This window comes from Neobacillus sp. SM06 (assembly GCF_050496765.1).
Lineage (GTDB): Bacteria > Bacillota > Bacilli > Bacillales > Cytobacillaceae > JAEVLT01.
This window is the reverse complement of the sequence record NZ_JBNWEO010000018.1, coordinates 15,552-27,727: the sequence shown is the minus strand read 5'-3', so window position 1 is coordinate 27,727 and position 12,176 is coordinate 15,552. Positions and strand designations below refer to the sequence as shown.

Sequence of the window (12,176 nt, the reverse complement as noted above, 5' to 3'; positions counted from 1 at the left end):
GTTTTATCTCATATAGGAGCGGGTTTTTTTTCTGAATCGTTCGGACTGCGGCCTGCCAGCTTTTGCAGGTCGTTTCGGATGATAAAGCAAACCGGTTAGGTTTCCGGCAATCACAAAAAGTGCCAAAACAAGCCAAGCAAGCGCAAAAACACCTTGTGGACCCTCAGCTGTAACCGAAAGGCGCGGCACAGCATAATAAAGCAAGAAGAAAGAAGCCAATAGACAAAGCAAATACCTGTTTCTTTTCATTTCTTCCACTCTCCTCCTCCAAAACTGCTTGTTTCATTTGTATGCTTGGAAGAGACAAAAAAGTCTATTTTCTCCGATGATCGGAGCCCACAGTATTAAATTTCAATTTCTTCCCCCGCCTGAAGCACTCTTCCATTTCCATCCTCCAGCATTTGGACAAACGCATGCGGATCCTGTTTAATTGGCGGGAACGTGTTATAGTGAATCGGCACAACTGTTTTTGCTTGTAATAATTTAGCAGCATAAGCCGCATCTTCAGGCCCCATTGTAAAATTGTCACCAATCGGCAGGAAGGCAATATCAATCGGATGCCGCTCTCCAATCAGCTTCATATCAGAGAATAAAGCTGTGTCCCCTGCATGGTAGATCGTTTTCCCTTCATAACCTCTTCTACTTTTAAATCGGTTAAATCGTTTCCGGAAATAAACGGATCAATCATAATGGTCTTCCCACTTGTTTGAATTCGAACAACAGAATGGCCATGATAAGAAACTTTCATGTCAATTTTTCCTCCAAACAATAAGTATTCGCTTTCACCAATTTCATTATAGTGAATGGAGCCGCCAATTGAAAACTAATACGATTTCAAAAAAGCGCTTCTTGTTTACTTTTTTCCATTAAATTGCTACTCTCAATTTAGGATTTACCTTAAAGGAGGTTTTTTAATGAATCAGCGTATGAAAAAATTGCAAGTGTGGATGAAACAGAACGATATTGAGTTATGTTTTCTGACATCATCGGAAAATATTTTTTATTTAAGCGGTTTTTACAGTAATCCACACGAACGGCTGCTGGCATTAGCCGTTTTCCAAGAGGATGAACCATTCCTTCTTTGTCCAGCCATGGAAAAGGGTGAAGCGAAAAAATCAGGATGGACCGATGAGATCATTGGCTACAGCGACATTGACCACCCGTGGGAATTGATCCAGAAAGCGATTAACAAAAGATGCAACACTATCACAAAAGCAGCGATTGAAAAAGAGCATCTCAACGTAGAACGATATGAACAACTGTCAGCGCTTTTTCCAAAGGCCGTCTTCCTTTCAGTTGAAGAAAAGCTCCGAACACTTCGGATGATCAAGGATGCGAAAGAACTCAAAACGATTGAGGAAGCCTGCGCCCTTGCCGATTACGCTGTCGAGGTCGGTGTCCATGAACTAAAAGAAGGAAAAACCGAGTTGGAAATCCTTTCTGCCATTGAATTTGCCTTAAAGAAAAAAGGGGTAACCGAGATGTCTTTTGCAACGATGGTGTTGACTGGCGCAAATGCCGCAAGTCCGCATGGCACCCCTGGTTTAACAAAAATTCAAAAAGGGGATTTCGTTTTATTCGATCTCGGCGTTGTAGTTGACCGGTATTGTTCAGATATTACAAGAACGGTGGCCTTTGGGGAAATCGGCGAAAAACAAAAGGAACTATACGATACCGTTTTAAAAGCCCAGCTCGCCGCAATTGAAGCAAGCAAACCGGGAAAGTCGGCTGCGGAAGTCGATCTTACGGCCCGCCGCATGATCAGCGAAGCAGGATACGCGGAGTTTTTTCCCCATCGATTGGGGCACGGCCTTGGAATCAGTGTTCATGAGTACCCTTCCATAACGGAAACCAATAATCTTAAATTGGAAGAAGGCATGGTCTTTACTATCGAACCGGGAATATACGTACCTGAAGTCGCAGGGGTGCGGATTGAAGATGATGTGTACATAACTGAAAATGGAGTCAGAGTTCTTACCCACTACCCAAAAGAACTGCAGATTATCAGATAGCCTGGCTGGAAATTTACTGCGAAGCCGAATGGAAACCCGCAAATTTGCGAGTTTCCATTTAGTTTGTTAGAAGGGTGCTTGCATTGGCATATCCAAGCCCATGGGCTTCCGCTACCGCTTTATACGCCACAAAACCATTAAGGGTGTTGATTCCTTTCAGTAGCGCTTCATTTTCAAGGCAAGCCCGACGATATCCTTTATTGGCAATTTCAAGTGCATACGGAACTGTGACATTTGTCAGTGCGATCGTAGACGTTCGCGGCACAGCTCCCGGCATATTCGCAACTGCATAGTGGACTACCCCATGCTTTTCATATGTTGGATGATCATGGGTTGTCATCCGATCGGTTGTTTCAAAGATGCCTCCCTGGTCGATTGCGATATCCACAACAACGCTGCCTGGATTCATTGATTGAATCATTTCCTCTGTCACAAGCTTTGGCGCTTTTGCTCCCGGAATTAATACAGCACCAATGACCAAGTCAGATTCTTTGACCGCTTCAGCAATAGTATAAGGATTGGAAATAAGCGTTGTTACGTCCGATCCAAAAATATCATCCAATTGGCGCAAACGCTCTGGGTTTAAATCGATGATCGTAACTTTTGCACCAAGCCCGATCGCCATCTTTGCCGCGTTTGTTCCAGCAACACCACCGCCAATAATCGTCACTTTTCCTCTTTGCACACCTGGAACCCCAGACAAAAGGATGCCTTTTCCACCATTTACTTTTTCCAAAAACTGAGCCCCTACTTGCGGTGCCATCCGCCCAGCCACTTCACTCATCGGCGTAAGCAATGGAAGGGACCTGTTTGGAAGCTGTACGGTTTCGTAGGCAATCCCGGTAACTTTGCGATCGATTAGTGCTTTTGTTAGTTCAGTTTCTGCGGCGAGATGCAAATATGTAAACAAAATCAGTCCTTCACGAAAGTATGAGTATTCAGTTGGAAGGGGCTCTTTTACTTTCATGACCATGTCCATCGACCAAGCTTCTTTAGCAGTACCCACCATTTGTGCTCCCGCTGCAATATAGTCTGCATCGGTAAACCCAGACCCTAAACCGGCACCCTTTTCAATCCATACCTCGTGGCCGAATTTTAGCAAATTGACAACCCCAGCGGGCGTCATAGCCACCCGATTTTCATTGTTTTTGATTTCTTTCGGTACCCCAATTCGCATGAAAATACCTCCTCCTCTTTTCACTGCCAAAACAAAAAGCTATTCTAACTATAGCACCTTTGCAATTGTCCCTGTTAATTTTTCTATTTGAATTTACTTAAAAAGCTTTGCCGATAACGGGCAAAGCTTTTGTATCATTTCTTTTAATAGAAAAATGGGTAGCCGCCAAAGAATGGATATCCATATCCAAAGCCGCCATATGGTCCTAGTAAAGCTCCAGCCGTTAAGCCGCCCAAAAAGCCGCCGAAGAATGGACCGCCAAAGCCATATCCCCATGGCCGACCAAATCCCCATGGTCCAATCCTTGAATCCATTGGATTATAATATCCAGGTTCCCTTTGAAAACCATTTCCAGGCATCAAATGCGCATATGTGTTCATCCATTTTCCTCCTCATTTCTTTATACACTTAAAGGATATGCAGGAAAAAAACGGACTCTTGGGTGAATATCATGCCTCCAACATTTTTTTCGGCCGTCCTATACACGATGATACAAGCCAACTAAAACGAATAATGGTCAACCTCACCTCATTTGATCAGATTCACCGCTGACGACCTGCTCTTTTTGATCAATAAATCCGCTGTTATACGAATCCATTATTTGCCGATTCACTTCAACGGCTCCCTGTTCATCAAATTCAAACACATTTTGGCTTTTAAATTCATTTTCTTTCATGGCTATACGGCTCCTTTTTGAATAGTGGGTACCCCATTATTGTTCGATAAATTGAAACACATATTCAATTTTAATATGGTATAATTTAGAAAAGGAGGCGGTTGATATGGGGAATAAATACCAAAATATATTGGTAGCCATCGATGGATCGACGGAAGCGGAGTGGGCTTTTAAAAAAGCCATTGAAATTGCCAAACGGAACAACGCAAAACTGTTATTAGCCCACATCATTGATACACGAACATTTGCAACGGTTGAGGCGTATGATCGAACCATTGCGGAAAGAGCCGATCAGTTTGCGACCGAACTGCTTGAAAATTATCAAAAACTCGCAAAAGCAGCAGGCCTTTCACAAGTGCAGTATGTCATTGAATTTGGCTCTCCTAAAGTAAAAATACCGAAAGAAATTGCGAAAAAGAACCAAGTTGATTTAATCATTTGCGGTGCAACCGGTTTGAATGCAGTCGAACGATTTTTTATCGGGAGTGTTTCCGAACATATTACCAGGTATGCCCCGTGTGATGTCCTCGTCGTTCGAACCGAAAAAGAAGAAGAATAGGTGATACAAAATAAGCAGCACTCGATTTTATCGAGTGCTTTTTTTCTAAAAGGCAAAAGATTCATGAAAAACGGTAAAAAGCTGTAGTAGAATAAGTAGTAAGAATAAATGAAAACTCGCCGACTGGCGAGTCCTTTGGACGAAGACAGAGGCGTAGTTGAATTTACGCGTTCAGAATTTATGGATATAAATTAGCCAAAAAACGGAGGTTCAATATGGAAGAACATTTTTCTTTTGATCAACGACTTGGAATTTCGCTTCCGAACTTAAAATCCGACTGGGAAGACTACTCCTTAGAAACACAGCAAGCTGTATTGCTTCAATGGGAAAAAATTCGCGGTTCCATTCCGGACCGCATTGCCGATCTGGAAAAGTTCATCAACCAAAAGCAAGCCGAACTTTCCAATGAAGGCAGTTTCTTACGATCATGCCAACTGAACAGTGAAATTTCAGAACTTGCTTCGATCATCAATGATCTGTGGATTTGGTATAGAGCCGATCAAACCATTTCGCCGAAAGTTCACCAATAGTCCCTCAACAATGAGGGACTATTCGATTTAAAAAAGGATAGGCGATTACAAATCCTTTTTCAACTCACGGACAACATGACCCATTTCAGGGAGGATCAGCTTGTTCATCGCAAGCTTTACGGCACCGGATGAGCCTGGAGTTGAAAAAATGGCCCTATTGTTGATCACACCGGCAATCGCCCGTGATAAAATGGCTGCCGAACCGATATCTTCTTGATAACTGAGCATCCGGAACAGCTCCCCAAACCCAACGATTTCTTTTTCAAGCAGTTGTTTGACTGTTTCAATGGTTACATCCCGCTTGGCAATTCCTGTCCCGCCATTTGTTAAAACCACCTCCACATCTTCCCGGCTGCAGCCTTTTTCAATTTCTTCCCGAATCGGCGCCTCTTCATCTTTGACGATCACATAATCGACAACTTGATGACCCGCTTGCTCGAGAAGTTCTATCATCAGCTTACCGCTTTTATCTGTTTCTTTATTCCTTGTATCACTAACGGTAATAATTTTGCAGCGAACGGTTTTCGGTGCTTGCTGTTTATGTTCTTGAGTACTCATCAAAACTCTCCTCTTTCTCTTGCATAAAACGCAATAAATAATAATGATGGGCAAAGGTTGTTGTTTTTTTGGTAAATCGATAATTCATTCCCGCGCCGATTGCGATACTCAGCATCGGTATCCCCTGAACCGTCTTTTGGCGAAACAAATAGATCACCATTGCTTTCAGCATTTGTTGAAGCGGCTGTTCCATCCAGGCAGCTTCGATGATCGCTTCACTTCCTTCATAAAAATAAGGCTCTGGTCCAACATGGAAATCGGCTATTATTTCTTTCCAAGCAGCATGCTGCATTCGTTTCGGAACGGTTGCTGCATGAAATATTTTCAGAGAAGTCATCATTTCGTAAGGGGTATTGGGTTCAAATCCAAAGCTCATGGCAATCAGCTGAATTGCCCGCAAATTAATGACGGCCATTGCCGGAATATCCATTCCTAGCAATGCGCTGCTGCCCGAACCGGATAATCCCCCTTGGGCAAACGAATAAAAACGATGCCTGGCGATTTGCTGCTGGGCAATATACTGCAATTGATTCAGTTCCAATGTTTTCAAATCTTTGATCGTTTCAATCGAAGGATTAAAGACTTGGGCTGCTGAGAGAATCCGTTCTTTTTCGTTTGCCTGAAGTTGGGATCCTTGAATCATTGCATGCAGGTGAAACAGCCAGTTATCAATCGCGGAAAAAAATTGCTGTTGAATTTCGTCAGGCAGCATAGAAAAAGACTGCTCAAAATATTTTTCAAAAGTGAGCTGGAAATCGTTTGGTTCATAACGAGCCAGCTGATTTTCCCATTCATGGATCTCACGCAGCAATCTTTCCTCCAGCTTGGTCAGCGCCATCTCTCATCCCTCCCGATCAAAAAAACTGTTTTTCTTCAGTATAGCATACGAAAAAGAATTCATAAAAAAAGGCAAAAGCCGTGAAAAAGACTTTTGCCTAAGATGAATCGATTATTGTATATGTGCAAGGCGGACGACATCACGGGCAATCATGACTTCCTCGTTTGTCGGAATAATAATAACTTTCACAGGTGAATGTGGATAGTTGATAAACGCTTCTTGTCCGTTCACTTTATTCAATGATGGATCCCAATACACGCCCATAAACTCCAATCCTTTCAGAACACTTGCACGGATCACATCACTGTTTTCACCAATTCCGGCTGTAAAAATGATCGCGTCAACCCCACACATGCGAGATGCATACGAACCAATGTATTTATGGATGCGGTTAGCAAATACTTCCAATGCCAGCTGTGCCCGTTCATTTCCCTGGTTTGCTTGTACAACAATATCGCGTAAATCGCTTGAAAATCCGGATACACCTAACAAACCACTCTTTTTATTTAATACATCCAGCACTTCTTCAGCTGTCTTTCCCGTTTTTTCCATAATAAACGGAATGAGTGCTGGGTCAATATTGCCGGAGCGCGTTCCCATCGTTACACCGGCAAGCGGCGTGAAGCCCATGGACGTATCAATGGATTTACCGCCTTCAATGGCGGCAATGCTTGCGCCATTTCCAAGATGGCAGGAGATCAAGCGCAATTGTTCAATTGGACGGCCAAGAAGTTCAGCCGCACGTTCAGACACATATTTATGGGAAGTCCCGTGAAAACCATATTTACGAATGCCGTATTTCTCGTAGTATTCATATGGCAGACTGTATAGGAATGAACTTTCAGGCATTGTTTGGTGGAAGGCCGTATCAAAAACTGCAACGGCTGGAACAGTTGGCAGCACCTGTTGGAATGCTTTAATTCCCGTTACGTTGGCTGGATTGTGCAATGGCGCCAATTCGGATAATGATTCAATTTCTGCTAAAACTTCATCGGTAATCAAGGCAGAATCACCAAATGCTTCACCTCCATGGACAACGCGATGACCGATACCTTCAATTTCATTAAGCGATTGAATAATTCCCAGATTTGTCAATTTGTCAAGCAGCATTTTGACCGCGACTGCATGGTTTGGTATGTCAGTAACTTCTTTTATTTTCTCTCCATTTACGGTAATCGTAAAAATCGAGTCGTTTAAGCCGATCCTTTCAATAATTCCTTTTGTAATCACTTCTTCATTCGGCATCTCGAATAATTGAAACTTTAAAGAAGAACTGCCGGCATTAATGGCAATAATTTTGGACATTTTGCTACCGCTCCTTTTATATAACAACATCAATGATAAACAAAAGTTGATTAGTACAACCTTATTCTGTACAAACCAATCACGAATATTTCTTCCAATTCCTCATTTAATCATTGTATGTACCACATTTCAAGGAGTAGTTTTGATTAAACCGCTTTCTGAAAAATGTTCATCTATTCACATAATTATGATAATTAATAAAGAAAACGCGCCGATGCACGTTTGCACCGGCTTAAGTTATCGCTTATTTTCTTTAACCCATTGATTGATTTTTCTTAAGACCGCATCCATTTCCCTTGCATTCGACAAGCTTGGAAGTTTCACCAGCATCGCTTCTTTTGGCGGTTGAATTCCCTCTGCTTTTTTTTGCAAAATAAAAATGGATTTGGCCGATTGTTTATTTTTGAACATACTAAACGGTAGCTGCAACACACCTTGAACAAAGACATTTTCTTTTATGTACTCGTGCAGCTGTCCTGCCTGTTCGCTTTCAAACAATCCGTTAGGGATAATAAAAAATAAATATCCGCCGGGCTTTGTATGGCGGACACTTTGCTCAATGAACAAATGATGCGCATACGAATGCCCTTCTTTTGCCGCCAATTGGTAAGCTGCTGCCCGAACGTCATTCGGATAGTAGCCTACAGGCAAATCACTGATTACCACATCAACCGGATCAATAAATAAGGGTTCAAGGCTATCCTGATTAAAAAATTGGATCGGATGCTGTTGCAAATTGGCATTTATATAGGCTAATTTAAGCAGCAAATCATCAACATCCACAGCAAATGATTCAATATTTTTCTGTGGTTGATGATTTAACACTGTTGTTAGTAAGTTTCCAGTACCAACTGCCGGATCCAGTACGGTGAATACTTGTTTGTTTATTATGGTAGCAACTAAATAGCTGATTAACATTCCTACAGTATCTGGAGTCATTTGATGATTCGGCTGTACGGCTTCCTTCATGCCTTTTAATATAACAAGTTGATAGGCTTTCCGAATATCCTCTTTTGAAAATTGATTGAGATCAATTTGTTGATAGCGATTTTTTAATCTTTTACTCGTTAATTCACTTAACTCATCTTGAAGAACCATTTGCTGAAAGAGGTTCTCACCCGTTTCAACAAGTGCTTCCAGATAAGTACACGAAAACTCTTCTTGTAAAATAATTGCGGTTTCATTAAATAAAGCAAACAGTTGTTCAACTTGTGATATCTGCATTTCTTTTTATGCCTCCTGACATTCTCTCTACATTTTAGCGAGTTTGCTTCTTATTCACAAGTTTAAGGTTTAAAGCAGATTAAAATACGATTAAGTAAAATGACAAAGGCATGAGAAAAAACTTATTCCATTAAAATGTACCGACGAATAAGAATGATGATAAAATATGTTAGAGCGTATATTACGACAAATTTCTCCACTGGTTTTAATTCACATCATTTAACAAGAAAGAGGATGGAAATCGTGAAGTTAACCTTGTACCACTTTTTCCCACATACATTAAATTTATATGGAGACAGAGGAAATATTATTTGTCTGAAAAAGAGATGTGAGTGGAGAGGCATTACTCTGGAAGTGAAAGAAATCAATGATCCTGCAGATGTGGATCGGGATGGCTGTGATCTATTTATGATTGGCGGCGGCAGCGATAGAGAACAATCCATTGCTACTGCTAGGCTGGAATCAATTGTGAGTGAAATCAAGGCTTGGATTGAAGATGGGGTCTCCGGGTTAACCATCTGTGGCGGTTATCAGTTTTTAGGTGAATATTATGAAATGAAAAATGGAGAAAAATTAAAAGGAATGGGGATACTACCATTCTATACAAAATCCGGGGAAGACAGGTTCATGTCAAATCTCCTCGTGGATTCAAAACCTTTTGGTCATATTATCGGCTTTGAAAATCACGGGGGAAAAACTTACCACGGGCTCCCTACTTTAGGAAAAGTGATTAACGGCTATGGGAATAACGGTCAAAGCGGTGAGGAAGGTTTACACTATAACAACCTTATTGGAACCTATCTCCATGGCCCCGTTTTATCAAAAAACCCGAAAATCGCCGACTATTTAATTGGAAAGGCTCTTGAAAGGAAAACTGGCAAAACACTTGAGCCTCTTTATGATAAATTAGAAAATGAAGCGAATCAATCCACTTGGAATCGATTTTTAAACAAAAAGCGAACAAAATATAAGAATGAAGCTTAAAAAATATACTTTCGGGGTAATTCCAATCATTTTCGCTTTTAAATTGACTATAAATAGATAAAAAGACACGAATAGGGAGAAGAATTTGATTTTGCCTATTCGTGTCTTAGTTTATGGGATATATTTTTTTTCGAAAATATGGGGGTAATTCACATTAACCTCTATTTCTTAATGTTAAACCCCAAAAATGGAAACGCCGATAAACTTTTTCCTTCCCTGTTTCTCCCCGTAAAAGAGCGCCAATCGGTGAAAGGCATGTATAGGTAGCCATAATATTTGTTGGCAGGCCATTTCGTCTTGCCTCTAAGACTGCTTCCTTTAAATCAGGAATAATGACAATCTTTTCCGTCGGAATACCAGAGTATTTCATTCGAAGTGCTGCATCGTGGGCTCTCTTTCCGCTGGCTATGAAAAATTTTACTTCCTCCTGATTTGCCATTTCCATATCGATATCCCATATCCATGAAATGTCTTCGCCATCCGCCAAAAGATCATTTAAACAAAAAATCAATTGTTTTTCTTCCTTTGTACGCATAAATTCAGCAAGTGTTAAGTTACCACCTGCAGGGTTCTTGACGAGATTAAGCTTCCAGCTAACATGATCGATAATAAATTCCTGCATTCTTCCAGCCAGTAATTGATAGGTTAACAATCCTGTTCGGATTACATTTGACTCTACTCCAAGAGTCTTGCAGATGCTAATCGCAAATAACACATTATAGGCGTTATACAATCCCTTCAAGGTAGTTTGATAATATTCCCGATCACTTAGCAAATGGATTCCTTTGTCATTTTGATAGACCTTTTCTGCAGAGAAATCAGGATGAGGGCGAGAAAATCCACAACTGCATTCGTAGTGACCAAGCTGTCCAAAATGGACATAGCGATAAGAAAGCTCATTCATGCAATTTGGACAAAATTTAGATTCCCCCATTTTATAGGATGGAAACTGACATGCATTTTCGCTCATTCCAATATACAATTTCTCAATTGGCAACGCAGCAAACCTGTGTACAAATGGATCATCGGCATTTAAAATCAATTTAACCTTTGTTGATTGAAGGCTTGTGATCATTTTTTGAATTAACATATCAATTTCCCCATATCGATCCAGCTGATCGCGAAAAAAATTCGTTACAATTAAATAATCTGGCTGACATTCTGACAACGCTCGGGGTAAGCTGGCTTCATCAACTTCAATTACTGCAACATCATGCAACGATACCCCTAGAAGAGGGGCATTACGAACGATCGTTGCAGAAATTCCTGTCACCATATTTGCCCCCTCACGATTGGCAATTACTGTTTTACCTGAAGTTTCGAGTATTTTGGCAATCAAATTAGTCGTTGTTGTTTTTCCATTTGTCCCCGTAATATAGATAATGGTTTTCGCATTTCTCCGTAAATGGCGTAAAAAGGCTCCATCGACAATCCTTGCAATAACTCCAGGTATGGTACTGCCCCCAAAACCAATCATTTTACTTATTTTCCCGGCTATTTTCCCCGCCCAAATGGCAAATTGTGTTCTCATTTTTAGTCCTCCATTGGTTCTCGATTTCATTTTAAACTTCAAAAACCAATTAGCAAGAACCGGACAATTAAATTTTCATTTGAAATTTTTAATAATCACTATTCTAGTTTTCAAAAACAACTGATTATTTATTCAAATCAAAACTCGCAGGCCAGGACATCAATACAGATGGTTAATAACGGGAGGCGTTCGGATTTTGCGAATAGAATCTAGATAGGCAAAAAACCCCTTTAGAATAATTCTCTAAAGGGGTACACATTTAAGATTATTTTGCACTTTTAGCAGCTTCAATCGCTGCTTCATAGTTTGGATGATTGGTTGCTTCTGGGACATACTCCACATATGTGACAGTGTCAGTTGAATCGACAACGAAAACAGCGCGTGTTAATAGTCTTAACTCCTGAATCGCTACTCCGTATGCTTCTCCAAACGAAAGATCTCTATGGTCTGATAATGTTTGCACATTTTCAATTCCATTTGCCCCGCACCAGCGCTTTTGCGCAAATGGCAAGTCCACACTGATCGTTAAAATTTTCACATTGCCCAATTGATTCGCTTCTTCATTAAAACGGCGTGTTTGAGCATCACAAACACCTGTATCAAGCGAAGGCACTACACTGATTAAACGAACTTGTCCCTTTGTGTCATCAAGTGTAACCTCTGATAAATCATTTGCAAGCACAGTAAAATTCGGTGCTTTGTCCCCTACCTTTACTTCGCTTCCAAGTAGTGTAACAGGATTCCCCTTAAACGTAACGTTTGCCATTTCAACACCCTCCTTT

General features: G+C 40.9%; 14 protein-coding genes and 1 pseudogene. 4 read left to right on the top strand and 11 right to left on the bottom strand.

The genetic code is table 11. From position 1 onward, the window contains the following. Window positions 1-3: 3 nt before the first annotated feature. Window positions 4-249 (bottom strand): hypothetical protein, encoded by a 246-nt coding sequence (locus tag ACQYAD_RS15240; RefSeq protein WP_430239458.1) that lies wholly within the window; start codon window positions 247-249, stop codon window positions 4-6. A 95-nt stretch (window positions 250-344) separates the two neighbouring features. After that, window positions 345-748: pseudogene (locus tag ACQYAD_RS15235) on the bottom strand (MBL fold metallo-hydrolase). Window positions 749-914: 166 nt separating this feature from the next. On the opposite strand from ACQYAD_RS15235, the gene ACQYAD_RS15230 reads away from it, so the two are divergent. Then, on the top strand, window positions 915-2,012 hold the full coding sequence (locus ACQYAD_RS15230; protein WP_430239457.1) for a M24 family metallopeptidase: 1,098 nt from the start codon (window positions 915-917) through the stop codon (window positions 2,010-2,012). Window positions 2,013-2,070: 58 nt separating this feature from the next. On the opposite strand, the gene ald is transcribed toward ACQYAD_RS15230, so the two are convergent. The 3 genes from ald to ACQYAD_RS15215 form a co-directional block, all read right to left on the bottom strand. Beyond that, window positions 2,071-3,189: an alanine dehydrogenase gene (ald, locus tag ACQYAD_RS15225; RefSeq protein WP_430239455.1), complete on the bottom strand. Its 1,119-nt coding sequence runs from the start codon at window positions 3,187-3,189 to the stop codon at window positions 2,071-2,073. A gap of 143 nt (window positions 3,190-3,332) precedes the next feature. Next, window positions 3,333-3,569 carry a hypothetical protein gene (locus ACQYAD_RS15220; RefSeq protein ID WP_430239454.1) on the bottom strand — a complete coding sequence of 79 codons (237 nt, stop codon included), beginning with the start codon at window positions 3,567-3,569 and terminating at the stop codon, window positions 3,333-3,335. A gap of 143 nt (window positions 3,570-3,712) precedes the next feature. Then, window positions 3,713-3,865 carry a hypothetical protein gene (locus tag ACQYAD_RS15215; RefSeq protein ID WP_430239453.1) on the bottom strand — a complete coding sequence of 51 codons (153 nt, stop codon included), beginning with the start codon at window positions 3,863-3,865 and terminating at the stop codon, window positions 3,713-3,715. Window positions 3,866-3,971: 106 nt separating this feature from the next. Between ACQYAD_RS15215 and ACQYAD_RS15210 the strand changes: the two genes are divergently transcribed. Together ACQYAD_RS15210 and ACQYAD_RS15205 are read left to right on the top strand one after the other, a co-directional pair. Beyond that, on the top strand, window positions 3,972-4,424 hold the full coding sequence (locus ACQYAD_RS15210; protein ID WP_430239451.1) for a universal stress protein: 453 nt from the start codon (window positions 3,972-3,974) through the stop codon (window positions 4,422-4,424). 215 nt (window positions 4,425-4,639) lie between these two features. Next, window positions 4,640-4,954, top strand: a complete 315-nt coding sequence (locus ACQYAD_RS15205; protein ID WP_430239450.1) for a hypothetical protein — start codon at window positions 4,640-4,642, stop codon at window positions 4,952-4,954. Window positions 4,955-4,999: 45 nt separating this feature from the next. Here ACQYAD_RS15205 and ACQYAD_RS15200 read toward each other — a convergent pair whose 3' ends face one another. The 4 genes from ACQYAD_RS15200 to ACQYAD_RS15185 form a co-directional block, all read right to left on the bottom strand. After that, window positions 5,000-5,512 (bottom strand): MogA/MoaB family molybdenum cofactor biosynthesis protein, encoded by a 513-nt coding sequence (locus tag ACQYAD_RS15200; RefSeq protein WP_430239448.1) that lies wholly within the window; start codon window positions 5,510-5,512, stop codon window positions 5,000-5,002. Further along, a complete protein-coding gene (locus ACQYAD_RS15195) occupies window positions 5,493-6,350 on the bottom strand; it encodes an EcsC family protein (RefSeq protein WP_430239447.1) in 858 nt (285 codons plus the stop codon). Before ACQYAD_RS15195 ends, ACQYAD_RS15200 begins: the two co-directional genes overlap by 20 nt. Before the next feature lie 111 nt (window positions 6,351-6,461). Continuing rightward, the gene (locus ACQYAD_RS15190) at window positions 6,462-7,655 is read right to left on the bottom strand and encodes an acetate kinase (RefSeq protein WP_430239446.1); all 1,194 of its coding nucleotides are present in this window, start codon (window positions 7,653-7,655) and stop codon (window positions 6,462-6,464) included. 237 nt (window positions 7,656-7,892) lie between these two features. After that, window positions 7,893-8,879 (bottom strand): class I SAM-dependent methyltransferase, encoded by a 987-nt coding sequence (locus ACQYAD_RS15185; RefSeq protein WP_430239444.1) that lies wholly within the window; start codon window positions 8,877-8,879, stop codon window positions 7,893-7,895. Between the two features lie 234 nt (window positions 8,880-9,113). On the opposite strand from ACQYAD_RS15185, the gene ACQYAD_RS15180 reads away from it, so the two are divergent. Continuing rightward, window positions 9,114-9,863: a type 1 glutamine amidotransferase gene (locus ACQYAD_RS15180; protein WP_430239443.1), complete on the top strand. Its 750-nt coding sequence runs from the start codon at window positions 9,114-9,116 to the stop codon at window positions 9,861-9,863. Window positions 9,864-10,017: 154 nt separating this feature from the next. Here ACQYAD_RS15180 and ACQYAD_RS15175 read toward each other — a convergent pair whose 3' ends face one another. Together ACQYAD_RS15175 and tpx are read right to left on the bottom strand one after the other, a co-directional pair. After that, window positions 10,018-11,394: a MurT ligase domain-containing protein gene (locus ACQYAD_RS15175; RefSeq protein ID WP_430239441.1), complete on the bottom strand. Its 1,377-nt coding sequence runs from the start codon at window positions 11,392-11,394 to the stop codon at window positions 10,018-10,020. A gap of 265 nt (window positions 11,395-11,659) precedes the next feature. Next, window positions 11,660-12,160, bottom strand: a complete 501-nt coding sequence (gene tpx / locus ACQYAD_RS15170) for a thiol peroxidase (RefSeq protein WP_430239439.1) — start codon at window positions 12,158-12,160, stop codon at window positions 11,660-11,662. Between the last annotated feature and the right edge of the window lie 16 nt (window positions 12,161-12,176).

Excerpts from the sequence above, each read along its gene's own strand:
- ACQYAD_RS15240 (WP_430239458.1), bottom strand. The coding sequence starts at position 249 with ATGAAAAGAAACAGGTATTTGCTTTGTCTATTGGCTTCTTTCTTCTTG.
- ACQYAD_RS15230 (WP_430239457.1), top strand. The coding sequence starts at position 915 with ATGAATCAGCGTATGAAAAAATTGCAAGTGTGGATGAAACAGAACGAT.
- ald (WP_430239455.1), bottom strand. The coding sequence starts at position 3,189 with ATGCGAATTGGGGTACCGAAAGAAATCAAAAACAATGAAAATCGGGTG.
- ACQYAD_RS15220 (WP_430239454.1), bottom strand. The coding sequence starts at position 3,569 with ATGAACACATATGCGCATTTGATGCCTGGAAATGGTTTTCAAAGGGAA.
- ACQYAD_RS15215 (WP_430239453.1), bottom strand. The coding sequence starts at position 3,865 with ATGAAAGAAAATGAATTTAAAAGCCAAAATGTGTTTGAATTTGATGAA.
- ACQYAD_RS15210 (WP_430239451.1), top strand. The coding sequence starts at position 3,972 with ATGGGGAATAAATACCAAAATATATTGGTAGCCATCGATGGATCGACG.
- ACQYAD_RS15205 (WP_430239450.1), top strand. The coding sequence starts at position 4,640 with ATGGAAGAACATTTTTCTTTTGATCAACGACTTGGAATTTCGCTTCCG.
- ACQYAD_RS15200 (WP_430239448.1), bottom strand. The coding sequence starts at position 5,512 with ATGAGTACTCAAGAACATAAACAGCAAGCACCGAAAACCGTTCGCTGC.
- ACQYAD_RS15195 (WP_430239447.1), bottom strand. The coding sequence starts at position 6,350 with ATGGCGCTGACCAAGCTGGAGGAAAGATTGCTGCGTGAGATCCATGAA.
- ACQYAD_RS15190 (WP_430239446.1), bottom strand. The coding sequence starts at position 7,655 with ATGTCCAAAATTATTGCCATTAATGCCGGCAGTTCTTCTTTAAAGTTT.
- ACQYAD_RS15185 (WP_430239444.1), bottom strand. The coding sequence starts at position 8,879 with ATGCAGATATCACAAGTTGAACAACTGTTTGCTTTATTTAATGAAACC.
- ACQYAD_RS15180 (WP_430239443.1), top strand. The coding sequence starts at position 9,114 with ATGGAAATCGTGAAGTTAACCTTGTACCACTTTTTCCCACATACATTA.
- ACQYAD_RS15175 (WP_430239441.1), bottom strand. The coding sequence starts at position 11,394 with ATGAGAACACAATTTGCCATTTGGGCGGGGAAAATAGCCGGGAAAATA.
- tpx (WP_430239439.1), bottom strand. The coding sequence starts at position 12,160 with ATGGCAAACGTTACGTTTAAGGGGAATCCTGTTACACTACTTGGAAGC.